Below are 17,545 nucleotides of genomic sequence, written 5' to 3'. Positions count from 1 at the left end.
TCCTAATACTCCAAATCTTCCAGTAGCTCACCTTGTACTGGTTCATCATCAGGATCAATCACATCATCAGTTGGATAACTTGTGTCCACTTTTTCAGTTTGTTTTTGAGCCTGTTCTTGCTTATATTGCTCAATCTGTGCCATTTTGCGTGCCATAACATCCTCACGGCTTTCAACAGGTTCCGCCTGTTTGATACGGTCAAAAGTTTCACCGCCATCATCTTCCGTGTACATATTTCCCAAATCCTCAGGGAATGCCTCACGCAGAGCATTTACTAAGGCTGTCTTCCTGATCATTGTTGCTGGCATTGAGTTCCAGGTGCTTTTCCCCTTGTTATACTCAGCAAGTGATAGATAGATTTCAACTGGTACCTTGAAATTTTTACGATACACTCTAGCCCAACCGCCAACAAGTTTATCTGTTGGTAAGATTAGTGAGCCTTTCCGTTCAGTTTGGATACCATTTTCATCTATAACAACAACACCAGCCTCAAAACCCTCATAGTTTGGGCTTTGTGCAGCACGCTTGAGGAATGCCTCTTTAGAGACAATCAGACTGAACTCAACACCGCCTGTCTTATTGTTTTTGTAAGCTACAATATAGACCTCATTAGCCAAAGGGTTCAGATTTCGTCCTTTGATGAGAGACAAGGCTTGTCCTACTTGTTTTTCAGATAGTAAATTTTGTGGGTCAAAAAATCTTTTGATGTCCTGTGGTGTCCAAACACTAGTATCAATAGCAATGTCACGCTTTGCTTGTTGGGTTGATAATTGATTGTTAGTCATTTTCTTCTCCTTGTTTTTTCTTAATAACCTGTTTGGTTTCGCCATTCTTCATGTAATTCTTTAATCATTTGAAGATGGTTCATCTTCATGATTCGTCTTTTATCTTGATGACTACCATCCCAGACATTAGCAATCATGTCATCTTGTAGACGCTGTTTAAACTTTTTTAAATGTAATCGTTTCTTCAAGATTTTCTCCTCTTCGTCTTTCTCAAGTTAAAATTTTCACGCTTTAAGCGTCTGTTTTCGTTGGTAATTGAGATTATCTTGTCATGTTGCTCATTGATAATCTCTCCTAGCTCGTAACAAAGCTCTAGGTAACGTTTCCGCCAGTAAGCATTGTCTTCATAGCGTTCTCTTTCAATAGGCTAGTTATCTCCTACATAAATCCATTGACCGCCTCTGAATACCCATTCATCAGGATCATGTACCTGTCTTGGTTCCTCAGGTTGTAGATAGTCACGGTCATAATCAAACCATGGGTAAGTACCGTCCATGCCCTACCTCCTCAAGATGATAGAGTTGCATAAGCGTCAATCAGTCGCTGTTGCCTTGCAATGATGTCAGCCATTTGTTGACGGTCACGGCCAATAGCCATATTTTCCTGAGACAGCTCTTGTAGTATGGCATTTTTTGAGTCAATGAGTCCTTTAAGCCTGCGGTTCTCAGCTTTGAGGGCTTTTAGCTCAATCAGAGTACTATCAGTTTGAGTTGGCTCAGCCTTTGACAGTTCATCTAGTCCAAAATATCGTTTCAATTTCTCTAGCATTAGTCTTCCTCCTCGTCATCTTTCTCAAATGATGTCATTGTCTCCTTGATAGCTTTCTTAGGCTCCATACCCTCTAACACATCTTCGATAACATGAGAAAGTTTATGCATGGCGTCCATTGCCACCTCAAGCGTACCGTTCTCATCTGTGATACCCACAACCTTTAGCGTAACCAGTCCAAATAATGAGATAGCGTGTAGCTCTTTTTGGAGTTTTTCAATACGCTCAATCTTTTTCTGTTGGTCTCGGATAATTCTGTCTTTGTCAATCATGATTTTTACCTGTGGATAACTTTAGTTATCCCTTTCTTTATTTATTATTACTACTAGTTTTTTGTAAATTAGTATTTATTACTAAGTTAGTGCCGTAAGGCTTAGATTGTTGTAAGTTAGTACTTGTTGTATAGTTAGTATTTATTAGAGGGCAATTTTGTTCAGGGCAATTTTGTTCAGGGCAATTTTGTTCAGGGCAATTTTGTTCAGGGCAATTTTTGCCTTGTGCAAAGATGGGTGTTATTCTTCGCTTGTGGATAACTCTTTCTCAAGATTGTCCTTTAGATAATCAAAATAGCTGTCAGTTATGGGCACATCAGAGAAAAATCTAAATGTCCTTGCTCCTTTATTTCCACCAAAACTATACTTTACTGTCCTCATGTATCCAGCCTCTTCCAATTTTTGAAAGTGCCTATTTATCGTTCTTCTACTAACACCAAGCCTTTTAGCAATCTCCTCAGGATATACGACCCAATCAGGCTTATTGGTTAGTATTACTGTCAAAATTCCGATTGTGGCAGGTTCAAGTAGCTTGTCTTGTGTAAAAGCATTATTGATAGAGGTATAATTTTCGTGAGTGTTCCTGATAATATACTGCATATCTCATAAACTAAGCTCCTTTCCGTAGCTCATGCTTTCGCATTCCTACAATGATGTCATAATATGGATGACCTGCTGGAATGACATAAGTTGCTGGATCAAACTCTACCCATTGCTCCTCACCGTCAACAATTACCTTGCGAAAGCTAGTAACCTTGGGTGTCCATTGTTCTTTTTTTCTTGACATGATATAATTACCTCGTAAAGTATTTTGCTAGTCCCTCAATGGAATTGCCGTTCCAGAGGGGCTTTTTTGATATAATTGACTTATCCCAACGAAAGGAGGATAAGCTGATGAGTAAAACTCGTGGCGAGCTAGCTGTCGATATTACCATTTCTCTTCATGAGGAACTGTATAAAAGCTATGCTCAAAAATGTAATCACGACCACACTTATCAACAAGAATTTGGTGAGTATGTGGGCGAACAGTTTCAACACATTCTTAATGCTCTAAAGACTGAAAATTAGAGAATGTGCCACTTTCAAAAGCTCTGCGACTGCTGCAACAGACGCAGGGTCTTTTTTGTCTGTGGATTTCATTGTTTCCAGCGCAAACGAAACTGTTTCTTTTTGTAGGTTGATAATTTCTTCTTTCATAGTCTTTCCTTTCTAGCTTGGCAAGTATTCCTGATTGAGAAATTTGTTGATGAAATATTGTTGACCCTTGCCAGTGACCTTAGTTGTTGTATTTGTTGACGTGTGACCATCAGAATGATTGATAACTGTCTTTTTCATTTCAAACAAAGCAAGTTGCATACTCTTCTGTGTAGGCTGATTCCAAGAGTCACCTCTACGACTGATTAAATAGCCGTTATCTCGTAACCACTGAAAGAGTTTGTTTTGACCAATATCAATCCCATTCTGTTTCAGAATTTTAGCCAGTTCACCAATCAGACAAGATGACTTACTAGCGCTCACAGCGTCAGCAAACAGTACTTTAGGACGATCTGCCTCAATCTGTGCCTCTAGCTGATGGACTTTCTTATCTGCCATGAGTAAGGCTCTTGCCATGATTTTCTCAGGGCTGTTGTAGTCTTTCTCAATCTGGATAAAGTAAGCTCTGACCTGTTTGCCCTTATCAGTACGCTGGATCATTGCAATTTCTTTGGCCATATCTAGCTTGATGATGTGGTCAACTTTATTATGTCCACCCCGTCCTGTTTGGTTTCCAAAATTGGAAAGCAAAACAAAATCCTGATTTTCTACAAAGCCATAGTCTGTCATACGATCAAACCAAGTTGTGTAGTTTGAATTTACTCCAAGTGCTTTGTGCAACTGCCGACCTGACACAATAGGCTCATGTTTGTCATTTAGCGTTACGTTGATGAGTTCGTTCATAAAGACTCCTTTCTTGATATGATTATAAATCATATATAGCTTAAAATTTTTAGGTAGCTTTCTTTTTAATACCAAGAATGTCATCAGTAGAAATGTTGAAAAACAGGGCTAAGCTGATAAGGTGCTCTCCTGCAATCTTTGTCTGGTCTTTTTCCCAGTTACTGATTGATGTTTGAGTAACACCGATTTCTTTTGCTAGCTCACGCTGTGACATTTTGTTATGTTTAGCTCTTAATTCTGCAATCGTAACCATCTTGAGCAGCTCCTTTCTTGATGATGATTACATTTTATATGATTAAAAATCTTATGTCAAGTATTTTTTATGATTTATTTTCTATTTTTTTGAAATATTTGTGTATTTCATACTTTAATTAAAACTTTTTTCTTATATAGTTGATTTATAATCATGGTTTTGATATAATTTACTTATCAAATCGTAAAAAAGGAGTTATCCTATGGAACAACTAGGAGACCGAGTTAGAAAGTTGAGAGAGGGCCGCAATATGACCCAAACTGAACTTTCAGAAATACTTGGAATGAAAACCTACACCACCGTCTCAAAGTGGGAAAAAAATGAAAATTTTCCAAAAGGAAAAGATCTAAAAAAATTAGCAGAGATTTTCAATGTGACATCTGATTATCTTCTGGGTCTAGCAATTACACAACAAGGAAAACTTAATACTACAAACGACAATCTGGAAATCTTGTCTATATATAAAAAACTTGAGCATGATAGGCAAGGTATAGTTCTTGATTTTGCAAAAGGACAACTAGAAGAACAACAGAGCCCTAAAGTAACATCTATCTTTGATAAGTTCCAATCAGAAGATAACGAGGACTATGTCACTGATTACGTTGAGGGGCTGGTTGCTGCTGGCCGTGGTACATTCCAAGAGGATAATCTGCACATGGAGGTCAGACTGCGTGCCAATGACGTTCCTGAAAAGTATGACACGATCGCAAAAGTGGCCGGCGACTCCATGGAACCATTGATAGAGGATAATGATCTACTCTTTATCAAAGTTACAAGCCAGGTGGACATCAATGATATTGGTATCTTCCAGGTAAACGGCAAAAACTTTGTCAAAAAGTTAAAGCGTGACTATAGTGGGGCTTGGTACCTACAAAGTCTAAACAATAGCTATGAGGAAATCTATCTGACAGAAGATGATGACATCAGAACTATTGGAGAAGTCGTAGACATCTATAAACCATAATCAAAAAGGAGAATATCATGAAAAAATTGAAATTGTTTGGAGTGGGCTTTTTAGCCCTTGCTGCTCTTGGGTTTATTTTGCAAGCTCTAGGTCTTGCACCTAAGACAGAAACACCTCAAGTGACTACTCAGACTACCACTACTGAGCAGAGTTCAACATCTGAAAGCTCATCTACTAAGACAACTGAACAAAGCTCTGAAAAAGTTGCCTATGATGTAGCTGAAATGAATGTCAAGATTACCGACTCTTTCAATGAGTCAGTACAATTCAATCAGGACGGTCATGATGGATATGAGTGGACATCTTACATCTATGAAATCAAACTCAAAGACAATGGAGCTATTAACGCTACTGTGAATGATAATTTTTCAACACTATCGGACACAGAGAAAACTGAGGTCTTGAATAGTGTCAGCAGAGCTGTCAATATGGTTGTGTTCTTAGAAACAGAAGAAGACAAATCATATTTCATCACTGCATACGATCAGGCAGGAAATAAAGTAGCTCAATCACACATGACTAACGTGCTTGAGTATGATTTTGAGTAAATAAAAAAAGCCCCACGCTCTCAAAGTTTGGCGACTCAGAGCGTGAGGCTAGCTACAAGAAAGATTTTCAAAAGATAGTGTCTTTTGAACTCTTTTCTTGTACCCATTTTATCATTTTTTAGGAAATTTTGAAAGAGGTACTATTATGATGGATAGGAATAAAGTAGCTATCTATGTCCGTGTCAGCACACAAGGACAGGTAGATGATGGCTATTCACTTGATGAACAAGTTGACTTATTGACAAACTACTGCAAATTGAAAGAATGGACTCTTTATGATGTGTACGTTGATCCAGGGATTTCTGGAAAAAATATGCACAGGCCAGAGATAGAACGACTCACTAGAGACGCTAAACGAAAATTATTCGACATTGTACTCATATACGACTTGAAACGGCTTGGACGCTCTCAAAAAGAGAATATTGTGCTTGTAGAAGATGTTTTCAATCCAAATGGAATTAGGTTGGTCAGCTTTACTGAGAACTTTGACGCCTCTACCCCAGTTGGAAAAATGGTTTTTGGTATGCTATCAGCATACGCTGAACTAGATAGGGCAAATATTGCAGAAAGAATGATGATGGGGAAAATCGGTAGAGCGAAAGCTGGGAAAGCTATGTCTTGGGGAATGCCTCCCTTTGCTTACGATTACAACAAAGAAACAGGTGACCTAGAGCTAGATGAGGTTAAAGCTCCGATAGTTGAAATGATATATAGTGAGTTTCTAAAAGGGGCCTCTGTTAATAAAATTGTGCAAAAACTGAACTCAATGAGTTATCATGGCAAAAATCATGAATGGAAACATCACGCTGTCACAGTCATCATTGACAACCCTGTATATTGTGGAATGATGAAATATATGGGGCAAACTTACCAAGCTAAACACACACCCATCATAGATAAAAAAACTTTTGAACTTGCTCAGCTTGAACGAAAAAAGAGACTGGCAAAATATCATAACGCTGAATGGGTTCCCCCATTTCAAAGAAAATATATCGGCTCTAAAATTTGTTACTGTGGTCTATGTGGAGCACACCTAAAGTCGGAGAAAGATAAGAAGAACAAACTTACAGGCATACGTTCTATCTCGTTCTTTTGCCCTAACACACGGTCTAGGGGTACAGGAGAGTGTACAAACCCACGTTTCAAACAATCTGTTCTGGAGGGGTACATCTTGAATGAGGTGGCGAAGTTACAACAAAATCCTGAAAAGTTAAAAGACATCAAACCAGCTGAGGACAATGAGCTGCATAACAAAATAGCAACCTATGAAAAAAAGATAAAGCAAAACTCCTCAAAACTATCCAAATTGAACGACCTATATTTGAATGACCTTATCACTCTTGATGATCTAAAACAGCAATCAAAATCACTACTAAACGAAAATGAGTTTATGGAAGAACAAATAAAACTCTTGTCAGCTACAACAAGAGAAGATGAATTACGCAAAAAAATAGATACATTTCTAGCATTCCCAGACATACTGACCGCTGACTACGACACACAAAAACAGGCTGTAGAGCTTGTAATATCAAGGGTTGAGGCGACCAAAGAAGGTATAGATATTTTTTTCAACTTTTAACCCTGTTTTAAGACCAAGCATTAAAATGAAAGAAGGACAAGAGTATCAGTCAAGGGCTTGGCTAAAGGCTCTAGGGCAGACAAGCTATGACTTAGAGCCTAGTCCTGAGTGGTCTAGCGATCCTTGGTACGATCCTACCCAGCCCCGCCATTTTATGCCCACAGAGTGGAAATGTTACAACGCAGGAAAAGCTAGCGGGACTTTAATCGGTGGCAATTTATCGACTTTTAGTCTCTTGAGAGGGACGCCTTATGCTCCTCAGCCTGAACAGTACGTTCTTTTCCTAGAGGAGGCCGAAGAGGATGACTACCTTGACTTTGACCGTCATCTAGCTGCCATTCTTCAGGTTTATCCAAGCCCACAGGCCCTTGTCTTGGGGCGCTTTCCTAAGGAATGTCAGATGACTCCTGACTTGTTGCAGTATATTCTTGATAAACACCCTGTTTTGCAAGAAATCCCAGTTCTTTATGACACTGATTTCGCGCACACTCAGCCCTTGTTTACCGTTACTATTGGCGCTCACGTCACTGTTGATGCAGATGATTTGACTATAAATATCAGAGAGCAATCTCAAGACAACTGATTACTCCAGTTCATCAAAGAACCTTTTAAAATCAGTCATTTTTAGCCATTTAACAAAAAAAGTGGTAATATGTGGAATTTTCTGACAAAAAACTCTTTTTTTTAAGAAATATTTATGATATAATACCTTAAATCATTATTTTGGGATATTGATTGTGAAAAAAGAATAACACAATAGAGGAGACACTTTATGACAAGTAAAACAAAATTATTGGCTTTAGCCGGTGTAGCACTTGTATCGACAGCTGTTTTAGCAGCTTGTGGCAGCCAATCAGCTTCAAAAAACGCTGACAGTATGTCATATAACTATATCTATGCTAGTGATCCAGAAACGTTGGACTATATCTTGGCAAACCGTGCGGAGACCAGCGATTTAACAACCAACTTTGTAGATGGTCTTTTAGAGAACGACCAATACGGTAATCTTGTACCATCTCTTGCTAAAGATTGGACAGTATCGGCAGATGGTTTGACGTATACCTACAAACTTCGTGACGATGCTGCTTGGTATACTGCCGATGGCGAAGAGTATGCTAAAGTAACAGCACAAGACTTTATCACAGGTCTTAAGCATGCTGCTGATAAAAAATCAGATGCTCTCTATGTTGTTCAAGACTCAATCAAAGGCTTGAAAGACTACGTTGATGGCAAAGAAACAGACTTCAACAATGTCGGTATCAAAGCTGTTGATGAGAAAACAGTCGAATATACCCTTAATAAACCAGAAAGTTTCTGGAACTCTAAGACAACTTATAGCATTCTCTTCCCTGTCAATGCAGAGTTCTTAGCTTCAAAAGGTGATGACTTTGGTTCACCAACAGATCCATCAAGTCTTTTATATAACGGAGCTTATACGTTGAGTGCCATCACTTCTAAGTCATCCGTTGAAATGACTAAGAATGATAACTACTGGGATGCTGACAACGTTCACATCACAGACATTAAGTTGACTTACTATGATGGATCAGACCCTGACTCACTCTTTAACAACTTTAAAGACGGTTCTTATAGCTATGCTCGTCTTTACCCTAACCAACCAAGCTTCAAGAAAGCTTCTAAAGAGTTTGGTGACAACATCTACTACAGTCAACAAAATGCCTCAACTTACATGTACTTCTTCAACGTTAACCGTACAGCTAGCAAGGTAACAGAGAAGTCAGCTGAGCAACTCGAAGACACTAAAGAAGCCCTTCAAAACAAAGATTTCCGTCAAGCTGTAACCTTTGCCTTTGACCGTGCGTCGTGGAATTCACAAGTAGCTGGTGAAGAGGCTAAAGATAAAGCCTTGCGTAACACGCTTGTACCACCAGCATTTGTTCAAATCGATGGTAAAGACTTCGGAGATGTTGTTAAAGCAGACCTAGACGCTCTTGGTGATGAGTGGAAAGACGTTAGCCTCAAAGACGCTCAAAATGGTCTTTACAACCCAGAAAAAGCCAAAGCTGAATTTGAAAAAGCAAAATCAGCTCTAGGTTCAAACGTTTCTTACCCTATCCAAATCGACACAGTCGTTGCTCAAACAGATGAGTTAGCGGTACAACGTGCTAAATCATTGAAACAATCTATTGAGTCTAACCTTGGTAAAGAAAACGTTCAGATCAATATCCATGAAAAATCTGAAGAAGAGTACCTAGCAGCTACTTATAAAGCTGAGTCAGCAGACCAAATGGACTATGACATCGCTATCTCAGGTTGGTCTCCTGACTACCTAGACCCATCATCATACCTAGACATCTTCTCTACATCAGAAAGTGCCGCATCAACAATGCGTCTAGGGATTGATAGTAAAAACACAGACTTAATCAATAAAGTTGGATTGAACGACTATCAAGCACAGCTTGATAAAGCAGCTGAGATTACTGACGATGTCAATGCTCGCTATACAGAGTATGCTAAGGCACAAGCTTTGTTGAGTGACAGTGCTCTTATGATCCCAACAGTCTCACAAGGTGGTGTTCCAGGAATTACTCGTATCCAGCCATTTACAGCACCGTTCTCATGGGTAGGTAACAAAGGTGGAACTTACGTTTATAAACACCAAAAAGTTCAAGATAAGCCATTTACAACAAGTGAGTACGAAAAAGCTTTGGAAAACTGGAAATCTGAAAGCAAAAAATCAAATGAAAAAGCTACTAAAGAATTAGCTGATCATGTGGCAAAATAAAGCTTAGTAAACAAGAAAAGGGCTTTCTCTATAGACAAGAGAAAGTTCTTTCAAGTTTTGGAGAAAACAATGAAAAAATATATTTTAATGCGTATTTTGCGATCATTAGTTTCTATTTTTTTGGTAACAACCTTGGTTTATACGATTGTTTACACCTTGGTACCAAAGAGTTTAATTTTTAAAAATGATCCCAACTATAATAAAATGATTACAACTCCAGACAAAAAATCAGATTATGAAAATACGATTTTTGAACGAATGGGTTACATTGACTACATGACGACTAAGGAGCTTCAAGTCGAAGCTTCCAAAGTGGATCAAACGGTCACAACAGAGCCGACGGATGCTAATAAAAAGGTTTATCAATCCTTTTTAGAGGCTAAAAAAGGCAACTGGCAGTTACAGCAATTTAAAGACAGTCAGGAATTCTACGCGACACGAGACATTTCCATCTTTGAGCGTGTTTGGCATTTCTACTCTAAATTGATTGATGTTGATCATCCTTGGAAAGTCAAGGATGCCTCAAATCCTAACTTAGAGCGTTATGTGCGCTTTGAGAATGATCCATCTGTTGGGCCAGCGTTGGTGGGGTCTGGAACGCGTCATAAATATTTACTCTATTTTAATGGCAGTTTTCCTTTTGTGCATCAAAACATTGTCAAGTTGAATTTAGGGACTTCTTACCCGACTTATGCGAATCAGCCTGTGGCACGTATCATTACCCAGGGACAAGGGAAAACCTTGCAAAATGAGGTTGCTTTCCCAAATGGTCAGACACGTCGTTCAGCGATAAACATTTACTCAAGAACCTACTTGTCACCATCTAAGGCAGACACAAAGACCAAGCGTCAGTTTGGGAAAGACGATGCTTACACAGCCACTCAAAACCATTATAGTGAGCCATCAATGTTGAAAAACTCTTTTATCATTGGAGTGATTGGTGTGATCATCGCTTATCTAGTGGGCTTGCCGATAGGAATGCTAATGTCTCGTTATAAAGATAGTTGGTTTGACCGTCTTTCCACAGGGACAATGACCTTCATGCTAGCCCTACCGAGTGTGGCGACCATTTATATCATTCGCTTTTTTGGTAGTATGATTGGTTTACCAGATAGTTTCCCAATTTTGGGGGCATCTAGTCCGCTGTCTTATGTCCTACCATCAATGGTTTTAGGGGTTCTAAGTGTGCCTGGTATTGTGGTATGGTTCCGTCGTTATATGGTTGACCAACAGGCTAGTGACTATGTTCGCTTTGCTCGTGCGAAAGGTCTTTCAGAAGCAGAGATTTCACAAAAACACTTGTTTAAAAATGCGATGGTGCCGATCTCAAATGGGATTCCAACTTCTATCGCTATGACAATCGTTGGTGCGACCTTGACAGAAACCATCTTCGCCTTCCCAGGTATGGGTAAGATGCTGATTGACTCTGTACGCGCTGCCAATAATTCAATGGTTGTTGGTTTGGTGTTTATTTTCACGGTAGTATCAGTCTTTTCTCTACTATTGGGTGATCTCTTGATGACGATTTTTGACCCACGTATTCGTTTGACTTCAAAAGGAGGTAAATAATGGCTCAAATCGATAAAAATAAATTTACATTTGTAGAATTAGATGCCTCAGCTGCTGAAGCGATTGATTCACCGGCTTATTCGTATTGGAAATCGGTTTTTCGTCAATTTTTAGCTAATAAATCCACACTGGTAATGCTTGTGATTTTGATTGCTATCATCTTGATGAGCTTTATTTATCCAATCTTTGCCAACTATGACTTTAAGGATGTTAGTAACATCAATGACTTCTCAAAACGTTTTATCTGGCCAAATGGTGAGTATTGGTTTGGGACAGATAAAAATGGACAATCTTTATTTGATGGTGTCTGGTATGGTGCTAGAAACTCCATCTTAATCTCTGTCATTGCAACCTTGATTAACACTGTCATTGGTGTTTTGGTTGGTGGTATTTGGGGGGTGTCAAAGAGTTTTGACCGTATTATGTTAGAAGTGTATAACGTTATTTCTAATATCCCCTTCTTATTGATTGTGATTGTCTTGTCTTACTCGATTGGTGCAGGATTTTGGAACCTTATTTTTGCCTTCTGTGTGACAGGATGGCTAGGGATTGCTTATAGCATTCGTGTGCAGGTGTTACGCTATCGTGATTTAGAGTACAACTTGGCGAGTCGCACACTGGGGACACCGATGACCAAGGTAGTCTTAAAAAACCTCTTGCCCCAGTTGGTATCAGTGATCATGACCTTGGTTAGTCAAATGCTGCCGATGTATATCTCATTTGAAGCATTCCTATCTTTCTTTGGTTTGGGCTTGCCTATTTCAGAGCCTAGTCTTGGTCGATTGATTGCTAACTACTCGACATACTTAACAGATAATGCTTATCTTTTCTGGATTCCATTAACAACCTTAATCATGGTATCTTTACCGCTTTATATCGTAGGGCAAAACCTTGCAGATGCCAGCGATCCGCGTTCTCATAGATAGGGGATAAGATGAAAAAAACAGATAATATTATTTTAAGTGCAAAAGATGTTGTTGTTGAATTTGATGTGCGCGATAGCGTGCTAACAGCTATCCGAGGAGTTTCACTTGATTTGATTGAAGGTGAAGTTTTGGCTGTGGTTGGTGAGTCTGGCTCAGGGAAATCGGTTCTAACAAAGACTTTTACAGGGATGCTTGAGAGTAACGGTCGTATTGCTAATGGTTCGATCTCTTATAGAGGTAAGGAGCTGTCTAGCTTAAAAGACCATAAGGATTGGGCAGATATTCGTGGAGCTAAGATTGCAACTATTTTCCAAGACCCGATGACTTCTCTTGACCCTATCAAATCGATCGGTAGTCAAATTACAGAAGTTATCATTAAGCACCAGAAAAAATCCAAGGCAGAGGCTAAGGAATTAGCCATTGGCTACATGGAGAGTGTTGGTATTCCAGAGGCAGAAAAACGCTTCAAAGAATTTCCATTTCAGTACTCTGGGGGAATGCGTCAGCGTATCGTTATAGCCATTGCTTTGGCTTGTCGACCAGATATTTTGATTTGTGATGAGCCGACAACGGCTTTGGATGTGACCATCCAAGCGCAAATCATCAAATTGCTAAAAGACTTGCAGGCTGAATATGGCTTTACAACAATCTTCATCACTCATGACTTAGGTGTTGTTGCTAGTATTGCTGACAAGGTAGCCGTGATGTATGCAGGTGATATTGTGGAGTATGGGACTGTTGAGGATATTTTTTACAATCCTCAGCACCCTTATACCTGGAGCTTGCTGTCAAGTTTGCCGCAGTTAGCTGATGATACTGGTGTTCTCTTTTCCATTCCAGGAGCGCCACCGTCCTTGTACAAGCCTATCAAAGGTGATGCTTTTGCACCAAGATCACGCTATGCTATGCAAATTGATTTTGAAGAAGATGCGCCAAAATTCTCACTAACAGAGACACACTGGGCTAAAACATGGTTACTCCATCCAGATGCTCCAAAAGTTGAGAAACCAGAAGCTATTCAGGATCTTCATGAAAAAATATCAGAAAAATTTCGTTAACACTGGAGGAGACAATGTCTGAAAAAATAGTTGAAATTAAAGATTTAGAAATCTCCTTCGGAGAAGGAAAAAAGAAATTTGTCGCGGTCAAAAATGCTAACTTTTTCATTAACAAGGGGGAAACCTTTTCTCTAGTTGGTGAATCTGGTTCAGGTAAAACGACGATTGGTCGTGCCATTATTGGCTTAAACGATACCAGTTCGGGTGATATTTTATTTGAAGGTGAAAAGATCAATGGGAAAAAATCGCGTGAAAAAGAGAAAGAGCTTATTCGTAAGATTCAGATGATTTTCCAAGATCCAGCTGCTAGTCTTAATGAGCGTGCAACGGTTGACTACATTATTTCAGAAGGGCTTTATAACTTTAACCTTTATGAAAATGACGAAGACCGTAAGGAAAAAGTCAGAAAAATGATTAGTGACGTTGGCTTGTTACCCGAGCATTTGACACGCTATCCTCATGAGTTTTCGGGTGGTCAAAGGCAGCGTATTGGTATTGCTAGAGCCTTGGTGATGCGTCCTGATTTTGTTATTGCTGATGAGCCTATCTCTGCCTTGGACGTTTCAGTACGTGCTCAGGTTCTCAACTTGTTGAAAGAATTGCAAAAAGAATTTGGTTTAACCTATCTCTTTATTGCCCATGATTTATCAGTTGTTAGATTTATTTCAGATCGTATTGCTGTTATCTATAAGGGAGTTATTGTAGAGGTGGCTGAGACAGAAGAGTTGTTCCGCAATCCTATCCATCCTTATACCAAATCATTATTATCAGCAGTTCCTATCCCAGATCCTATCTTGGAACGCCAAAAAGAATTGGTGATTTACGACCCAGATCAGCATGACTATCGTACAGAAAAACCAAGCATGGTTGAAATGTCACCAGGTCACTACGTTTGGGGAAGTCCAACCGAGATCTCTAACTATAAGCAAAACTATCCCCATCATCCTTAATCAAGTAACTTGATTAAGGGATAACAAACCACTTACCCAAGGGGTTTGTTGCTTGTATCTGAGAGTGTTCCTCAGTACTTTATTTGTCATACTAATCAGATTGAGGCTAGGATTTTTCCTAGTCTCAATTTTAGGTCTACCTTTCAATCTCACAACAATGTGTCCTTGTCACACCTTGAGACGTTTTTGTGGCGTATTAGGAGTCTACAAACCGATAATTTCTTGTCAAAAAAATGATTTTCGCATACAATAAATAAGAATGAGGAGGACACTATGTCATTATTTTCAGATATGACCTTCAAATCGCCTGTGATAAGAGTTGAAGACAAAGACTTAAACTTGGCATTCTTACAAAAACATCTTGGCATGAAAGTGATCAGTGAAGAAAATGCTCTGGCTTTTTTAGCAGGACATCATGCTAAACAGAGTCGTCTAGTGATAGAGGAATCACCAGCCTATCGCACAAGAGCTGTTAAAGGCAGTAAAAAACTCAATTGCTTGGTGATTAAGGCTGATGCTTTTGAGATCGGGCAGCTTTTGGCTAGGGGAGTTGAGACGTCTTATCTCTTTAAGGGAAAAGAAGGCTACGCCTTTGAAGCGATATCACCACAGGGAGATGCTTTTTTACTTCATGCGGAGCAATCCATTGAAGACTTGGAGGAAGTAAATGCTGTTGATCTGACGATAGATCAGGACTTTAAAGGCCTATCTGATTTTCATGTAGAAGAAGTGGTTTTAAATGTTCCAAATCCAAGTCTTAATCAGGCTTTTTATGAGGAGATCTTTGATGGACAACTACCTCTTCAAATGAGTTTTGAGCCAGCAACAGGACCTGATCTGACGATTGAACCACAGCTGACATGGGATCTTGAATTTCTGGAATTTCAAGTGCCAGCTACCTATGACTTGGTGACCTTATACGATGCCTTAGTAGCTAAGGATGTGCTGCCTTATATGGATAAAAAGGCACGTGTTCTGGTCATTTCAGATCCGAGTAAGATTGATATTTGGTTTACAAAGTAAGTGCCTATGGAAAAAATTCTGAACAAAATAGCGCAACAAATCGCCCAAAAGCATTACCACGGTGCTAGTCTAGCGATTTATCATGGCGGGCAGTGGGAAACCTTTTATCTGGGGACGATTGATGGTATAAGCCCTGTCTCACCAGGTTTGGTGTATGATTTGGCCAGCGTGTCTAAAGTTGTGGGGGTATCGACCATCCTTGCCTTTTGGATTGCAGAGGGCAAGCTAGGGCTTGGTGATTCCTTACAGGCTCACTACCCGAGGTTTCATGAGAAACAGGTGAGTATTCGTGAGCTTTTAACACATTATTCTGGGATTGATCCCTTTATTCCTAATCGCCATCGTTTGAGCGCCAAAGAACTGAAAGTGGCGATCAATCATATTAGTGTAACGTCGGATAAAACCTTTCGTTACACGGATATTAACTTTTTGTTATTAGGATTTATGCTGGAGGAGATGGCAGAGAAATCCTTGAGCCAGCTTTTTAAGGAGTGTATTTTTAGGCCTTGGCAAATGCACGAGACCAGTTTTGGACCGAGAAAACAAGCCGTTCCGACCATCAAGGGCATTAGAGGAGGACGGGTTCATGATCCCAAGGCTAGCCTTCTTGGGGAACATGCTGGGTCGGCTGGTCTTTTTTCGACAGTCAAGGACTTAAAAACGTTTTTAGAGCATTATTTGCAAGATGAGTTTGCCGCAAGTTTATGGGAAAATCTTAGCCCACCTGGTCATCAGACGCGTGCTTTAGGATGGCACTTAGATGGAGACTGGATTGACCATACGGGCTATACAGGTCCTTTTATCATGGCCAATCGTCAGCAACAGCAAGCGGTTATCTTTTTAACCAATCGTACTTACGAAAAAGATCAGCGTATTGAATGGATTGCCAATCGTGGGAAACTGATGTCTCTCATCAAGCAAAGACTGGCTAGCTTCAGCAAGTGCTAAATGCTCTGACTGCCTACGGCTTGTCTCATGATATCGTTTTAGAAAGGATTGCAGATGCTGATTTTTCCACTCATCAATGACACCAGCCGTAAAATTATCCATATTGATATGGATGCTTTTTTTGCAGCCGTAGAAGTTCGTGATAACCCTGATTTAAAAGGCAAACCCGTGGTGATTGCCAAGGATCCTAGGGAAACTGGCGGACGAGGAGTGGTATCCACCTGCTCTTACGAAGCGAGGCAATTTGGAATTCGCTCGGCTATGAGCTCTAAGGAAGCCTATGAACGTTGTCCCCAAGCGATTTTTATTGCGGGTCATTATGAGAAATACCGAGAGGTTGGACTTAGTATTCGAGCTATTTTTAAGCGTTATACCGATTTGGTTGAGCCTATGTCTATCGATGAAGCCTATCTTGATGTGACGACCAATAAACTAGCCCTAACCTCTGCTGTCAAGATTGCCAAGTTGATTCAACATGATATTTGGGAGGAATTACAGCTAACCTGTTCAGCAGGCGTGTCTTACAATAAGTTTTTAGCAAAATTAGCCTCTGATTTTCAGAAGCCAGCTGGCTTAACGGTGATTTTACCAAAGGATGCCCAAACTTTCTTAGAAGGATTGCCCATCGCAAAATTTCACGGTGTCGGTCAAAAAACGGTTGAAAAGTTGCATAAGCTGGGTGTCGAGACGGGGAAGGATTTGCTGGGGTTATCTGAGATGACCTTAATCGATCATTTTGGACGTTTTGGTTATGACTTGTATCGCAAAGCCCGTGGGATTTCGGATTCGCCTGTTAGAGCCAATCGGATCCGTCAGTCTATCGGGAGTGAGCGAACCTATGGCAAACTCCTCTATCATGAGGCTGATATCAAGGCAGAACTGTCGAAAAATGCTTATCGTGTGGCTCAAACGCTGTGTGAACACGGCAAACTAGGAAAGGTTGTGGTGATCAAGGTTCGTTACTCTGATTTCACGACCATCACCAAACGTCATACCTTGGAGATGGCGAGTCAATCCTTTGAGCGTATTGAGCAAGAAGTGCATGCTCTTTATGACGCCTTAGAGGGCTCTTCATCTGGTGTTAGGCTGTTGGGAGTGACCGTGACACAGTTATTGGATCAGGTGAATCAAGAAGCGACCTTATTTTAAACAAAACCATAGCTAGAGATCTTTTTCTAGCTGTGGTTATTTTGTTAGGCAGAAAAGAGTTATTTAACA

At 39.9% G+C, this 17,545-nt stretch carries 22 protein-coding genes and 1 pseudogene; 13 read left to right on the top strand and 10 right to left on the bottom strand.

The window, feature by feature from the left end; all coding sequences use genetic code 11:
* Nucleotides 1–2: 2 nt before the first annotated feature.
* From bet to ACMZ6Z_RS03350, 7 genes are all read right to left on the bottom strand, one after another.
* Nucleotides 3–785, bottom strand: coding sequence for a phage recombination protein Bet (gene bet / locus ACMZ6Z_RS03380; RefSeq protein WP_238708354.1), 783 nt, complete (start codon nucleotides 783–785; stop codon nucleotides 3–5).
* A 20-nt stretch (nucleotides 786–805) separates the two neighbouring features.
* Nucleotides 806–973 carry a hypothetical protein gene (locus ACMZ6Z_RS03375; RefSeq protein WP_161940623.1) on the bottom strand — a complete coding sequence of 56 codons (168 nt, stop codon included), beginning with the start codon at nucleotides 971–973 and terminating at the stop codon, nucleotides 806–808.
* Nucleotides 974–1,152: 179 nt separating this feature from the next.
* The gene (locus tag ACMZ6Z_RS03370; protein WP_256773381.1) at nucleotides 1,153–1,281 is read right to left on the bottom strand and encodes a hypothetical protein; all 129 of its coding nucleotides are present in this window, start codon (nucleotides 1,279–1,281) and stop codon (nucleotides 1,153–1,155) included.
* Between the two features lie 11 nt (nucleotides 1,282–1,292).
* Nucleotides 1,293–1,553, bottom strand: coding sequence for a hypothetical protein (locus ACMZ6Z_RS03365; RefSeq protein WP_416131219.1), 261 nt, complete (start codon nucleotides 1,551–1,553; stop codon nucleotides 1,293–1,295).
* Nucleotides 1,553–1,825, bottom strand: a complete 273-nt coding sequence (locus tag ACMZ6Z_RS03360; protein WP_416131218.1) for a hypothetical protein — start codon at nucleotides 1,823–1,825, stop codon at nucleotides 1,553–1,555. The genes ACMZ6Z_RS03365 and ACMZ6Z_RS03360 overlap by 1 nt, the downstream gene beginning before the upstream one ends.
* A 240-nt stretch (nucleotides 1,826–2,065) precedes the next feature.
* Nucleotides 2,066–2,425 (bottom strand): ArsR/SmtB family transcription factor, encoded by a 360-nt coding sequence (locus ACMZ6Z_RS03355; RefSeq protein ID WP_394734572.1) that lies wholly within the window; start codon nucleotides 2,423–2,425, stop codon nucleotides 2,066–2,068.
* 10 nt (nucleotides 2,426–2,435) lie between these two features.
* On the bottom strand, nucleotides 2,436–2,612 hold the full coding sequence (locus ACMZ6Z_RS03350) for a BOW99_gp33 family protein (protein ID WP_394734573.1): 177 nt from the start codon (nucleotides 2,610–2,612) through the stop codon (nucleotides 2,436–2,438).
* Nucleotides 2,613–2,719: 107 nt separating this feature from the next.
* Here ACMZ6Z_RS03350 and ACMZ6Z_RS03345 point away from each other — a divergent pair, with 107 nt between their 5' ends.
* A complete protein-coding gene (locus ACMZ6Z_RS03345) occupies nucleotides 2,720–2,893 on the top strand; it encodes a hypothetical protein (protein ID WP_170239003.1) in 174 nt (57 codons plus the stop codon).
* Here ACMZ6Z_RS03345 and ACMZ6Z_RS03340 read toward each other — a convergent pair.
* The 3 genes from ACMZ6Z_RS03340 to ACMZ6Z_RS03330 are packed head-to-tail and all read right to left on the bottom strand — an operon-like array spanning nucleotide 2,876 to nucleotide 4,025.
* A complete protein-coding gene (locus ACMZ6Z_RS03340) occupies nucleotides 2,876–3,022 on the bottom strand; it encodes a hypothetical protein (RefSeq protein ID WP_170239002.1) in 147 nt (48 codons plus the stop codon). The genes ACMZ6Z_RS03345 and ACMZ6Z_RS03340 overlap by 18 nt on opposite strands.
* Nucleotides 3,023–3,034: 12 nt before the next feature.
* Nucleotides 3,035–3,763, bottom strand: coding sequence for a phage antirepressor KilAC domain-containing protein (locus ACMZ6Z_RS03335; protein WP_416131217.1), 729 nt, complete (start codon nucleotides 3,761–3,763; stop codon nucleotides 3,035–3,037).
* A 49-nt stretch (nucleotides 3,764–3,812) separates the two neighbouring features.
* Nucleotides 3,813–4,025, bottom strand: coding sequence for a helix-turn-helix domain-containing protein (locus ACMZ6Z_RS03330; RefSeq protein WP_416131259.1), 213 nt, complete (start codon nucleotides 4,023–4,025; stop codon nucleotides 3,813–3,815).
* A gap of 193 nt (nucleotides 4,026–4,218) precedes the next feature.
* Here ACMZ6Z_RS03330 and ACMZ6Z_RS03325 point away from each other — a divergent pair, with 193 nt between their 5' ends.
* From ACMZ6Z_RS03325 to dinB, 12 genes and pseudogenes are all read left to right on the top strand, one after another.
* Nucleotides 4,219–4,980, top strand: coding sequence for a helix-turn-helix domain-containing protein (locus ACMZ6Z_RS03325; protein WP_043035840.1), 762 nt, complete (start codon nucleotides 4,219–4,221; stop codon nucleotides 4,978–4,980).
* A 17-nt stretch (nucleotides 4,981–4,997) separates the two neighbouring features.
* A complete protein-coding gene (locus ACMZ6Z_RS03320; protein ID WP_416131216.1) occupies nucleotides 4,998–5,528 on the top strand; it encodes a hypothetical protein in 531 nt (176 codons plus the stop codon).
* 145 nt (nucleotides 5,529–5,673) lie between these two features.
* Entirely contained in the window at nucleotides 5,674–7,107 is a 1,434-nt protein-coding gene (locus ACMZ6Z_RS03315; RefSeq protein WP_416131215.1) for a recombinase family protein, read from the top strand.
* A gap of 16 nt (nucleotides 7,108–7,123) precedes the next feature.
* Nucleotides 7,124–7,690: pseudogene (locus ACMZ6Z_RS03310) on the top strand (LD-carboxypeptidase); the annotation flags it as partial.
* Between the two features lie 189 nt (nucleotides 7,691–7,879).
* A complete protein-coding gene (locus ACMZ6Z_RS03305) occupies nucleotides 7,880–9,853 on the top strand; it encodes a peptide ABC transporter substrate-binding protein (protein WP_416131214.1) in 1,974 nt (657 codons plus the stop codon).
* 69 nt (nucleotides 9,854–9,922) lie between these two features.
* Nucleotides 9,923–11,422 (top strand): ABC transporter permease, encoded by a 1,500-nt coding sequence (locus tag ACMZ6Z_RS03300; protein WP_416131213.1) that lies wholly within the window; start codon nucleotides 9,923–9,925, stop codon nucleotides 11,420–11,422.
* A complete protein-coding gene (gene oppC / locus ACMZ6Z_RS03295; RefSeq protein ID WP_416131212.1) occupies nucleotides 11,422–12,348 on the top strand; it encodes an oligopeptide ABC transporter permease OppC in 927 nt (308 codons plus the stop codon). Before ACMZ6Z_RS03300 ends, oppC begins: the two co-directional genes overlap by 1 nt.
* Nucleotides 12,349–12,356: 8 nt before the next feature.
* Nucleotides 12,357–13,406, top strand: coding sequence for an ABC transporter ATP-binding protein (locus ACMZ6Z_RS03290; RefSeq protein ID WP_416131211.1), 1,050 nt, complete (start codon nucleotides 12,357–12,359; stop codon nucleotides 13,404–13,406).
* Between the two features lie 14 nt (nucleotides 13,407–13,420).
* Nucleotides 13,421–14,356, top strand: a complete 936-nt coding sequence (locus ACMZ6Z_RS03285) for an ATP-binding cassette domain-containing protein (RefSeq protein WP_416131209.1) — start codon at nucleotides 13,421–13,423, stop codon at nucleotides 14,354–14,356.
* 273 nt (nucleotides 14,357–14,629) lie between these two features.
* Nucleotides 14,630–15,379, top strand: a complete 750-nt coding sequence (locus ACMZ6Z_RS03280) for a CppA N-terminal domain-containing protein (RefSeq protein WP_416131208.1) — start codon at nucleotides 14,630–14,632, stop codon at nucleotides 15,377–15,379.
* Complete coding sequence (locus ACMZ6Z_RS03275; RefSeq protein ID WP_416131207.1) at nucleotides 15,380–16,327, top strand: serine hydrolase domain-containing protein; 948 nt, start codon at nucleotides 15,380–15,382, stop codon at nucleotides 16,325–16,327.
* A gap of 54 nt (nucleotides 16,328–16,381) precedes the next feature.
* The gene (dinB, locus tag ACMZ6Z_RS03270; RefSeq protein ID WP_416131206.1) at nucleotides 16,382–17,476 is read left to right on the top strand and encodes a DNA polymerase IV; all 1,095 of its coding nucleotides are present in this window, start codon (nucleotides 16,382–16,384) and stop codon (nucleotides 17,474–17,476) included.
* Nucleotides 17,477–17,545 lie beyond the last annotated feature (69 nt).

The sequence above is a fragment of the Streptococcus pluranimalium genome (assembly GCF_047785705.1).
In the GTDB taxonomy this organism is placed as follows: Bacteria; Bacillota; Bacilli; order Lactobacillales; family Streptococcaceae; genus Streptococcus; species Streptococcus pluranimalium_A.
This window is presented reverse-complemented; position numbering and strand designations above follow the sequence as displayed.

What these genes read in the sequence shown, in the direction of transcription:
- bet (WP_238708354.1), bottom strand. Translation starts at nt 785, where the DNA reads ATGACTAACAATCAATTATCAACCCAACAAGCAAAGCGTGACATTGCT.
- ACMZ6Z_RS03370 (WP_256773381.1), bottom strand. Translation starts at nt 1,281, where the DNA reads ATGGACGGTACTTACCCATGGTTTGATTATGACCGTGACTATCTACAA.
- ACMZ6Z_RS03365 (WP_416131219.1), bottom strand. Translation starts at nt 1,553, where the DNA reads ATGCTAGAGAAATTGAAACGATATTTTGGACTAGATGAACTGTCAAAG.
- ACMZ6Z_RS03360 (WP_416131218.1), bottom strand. Translation starts at nt 1,825, where the DNA reads ATGATTGACAAAGACAGAATTATCCGAGACCAACAGAAAAAGATTGAG.
- ACMZ6Z_RS03355 (WP_394734572.1), bottom strand. Translation starts at nt 2,425, where the DNA reads ATGCAGTATATTATCAGGAACACTCACGAAAATTATACCTCTATCAAT.
- ACMZ6Z_RS03350 (WP_394734573.1), bottom strand. Translation starts at nt 2,612, where the DNA reads ATGTCAAGAAAAAAAGAACAATGGACACCCAAGGTTACTAGCTTTCGC.
- ACMZ6Z_RS03345 (WP_170239003.1), top strand. Translation starts at nt 2,720, where the DNA reads ATGAGTAAAACTCGTGGCGAGCTAGCTGTCGATATTACCATTTCTCTT.
- ACMZ6Z_RS03340 (WP_170239002.1), bottom strand. Translation starts at nt 3,022, where the DNA reads ATGAAAGAAGAAATTATCAACCTACAAAAAGAAACAGTTTCGTTTGCG.
- ACMZ6Z_RS03335 (WP_416131217.1), bottom strand. Translation starts at nt 3,763, where the DNA reads ATGAACGAACTCATCAACGTAACGCTAAATGACAAACATGAGCCTATT.
- ACMZ6Z_RS03325 (WP_043035840.1), top strand. Translation starts at nt 4,219, where the DNA reads ATGGAACAACTAGGAGACCGAGTTAGAAAGTTGAGAGAGGGCCGCAAT.
- ACMZ6Z_RS03320 (WP_416131216.1), top strand. Translation starts at nt 4,998, where the DNA reads ATGAAAAAATTGAAATTGTTTGGAGTGGGCTTTTTAGCCCTTGCTGCT.
- ACMZ6Z_RS03315 (WP_416131215.1), top strand. Translation starts at nt 5,674, where the DNA reads ATGATGGATAGGAATAAAGTAGCTATCTATGTCCGTGTCAGCACACAA.
- ACMZ6Z_RS03305 (WP_416131214.1), top strand. Translation starts at nt 7,880, where the DNA reads ATGACAAGTAAAACAAAATTATTGGCTTTAGCCGGTGTAGCACTTGTA.
- ACMZ6Z_RS03300 (WP_416131213.1), top strand. Translation starts at nt 9,923, where the DNA reads ATGAAAAAATATATTTTAATGCGTATTTTGCGATCATTAGTTTCTATT.
- oppC (WP_416131212.1), top strand. Translation starts at nt 11,422, where the DNA reads ATGGCTCAAATCGATAAAAATAAATTTACATTTGTAGAATTAGATGCC.
- ACMZ6Z_RS03290 (WP_416131211.1), top strand. Translation starts at nt 12,357, where the DNA reads ATGAAAAAAACAGATAATATTATTTTAAGTGCAAAAGATGTTGTTGTT.
- ACMZ6Z_RS03285 (WP_416131209.1), top strand. Translation starts at nt 13,421, where the DNA reads ATGTCTGAAAAAATAGTTGAAATTAAAGATTTAGAAATCTCCTTCGGA.
- ACMZ6Z_RS03280 (WP_416131208.1), top strand. Translation starts at nt 14,630, where the DNA reads ATGTCATTATTTTCAGATATGACCTTCAAATCGCCTGTGATAAGAGTT.
- dinB (WP_416131206.1), top strand. Translation starts at nt 16,382, where the DNA reads ATGCTGATTTTTCCACTCATCAATGACACCAGCCGTAAAATTATCCAT.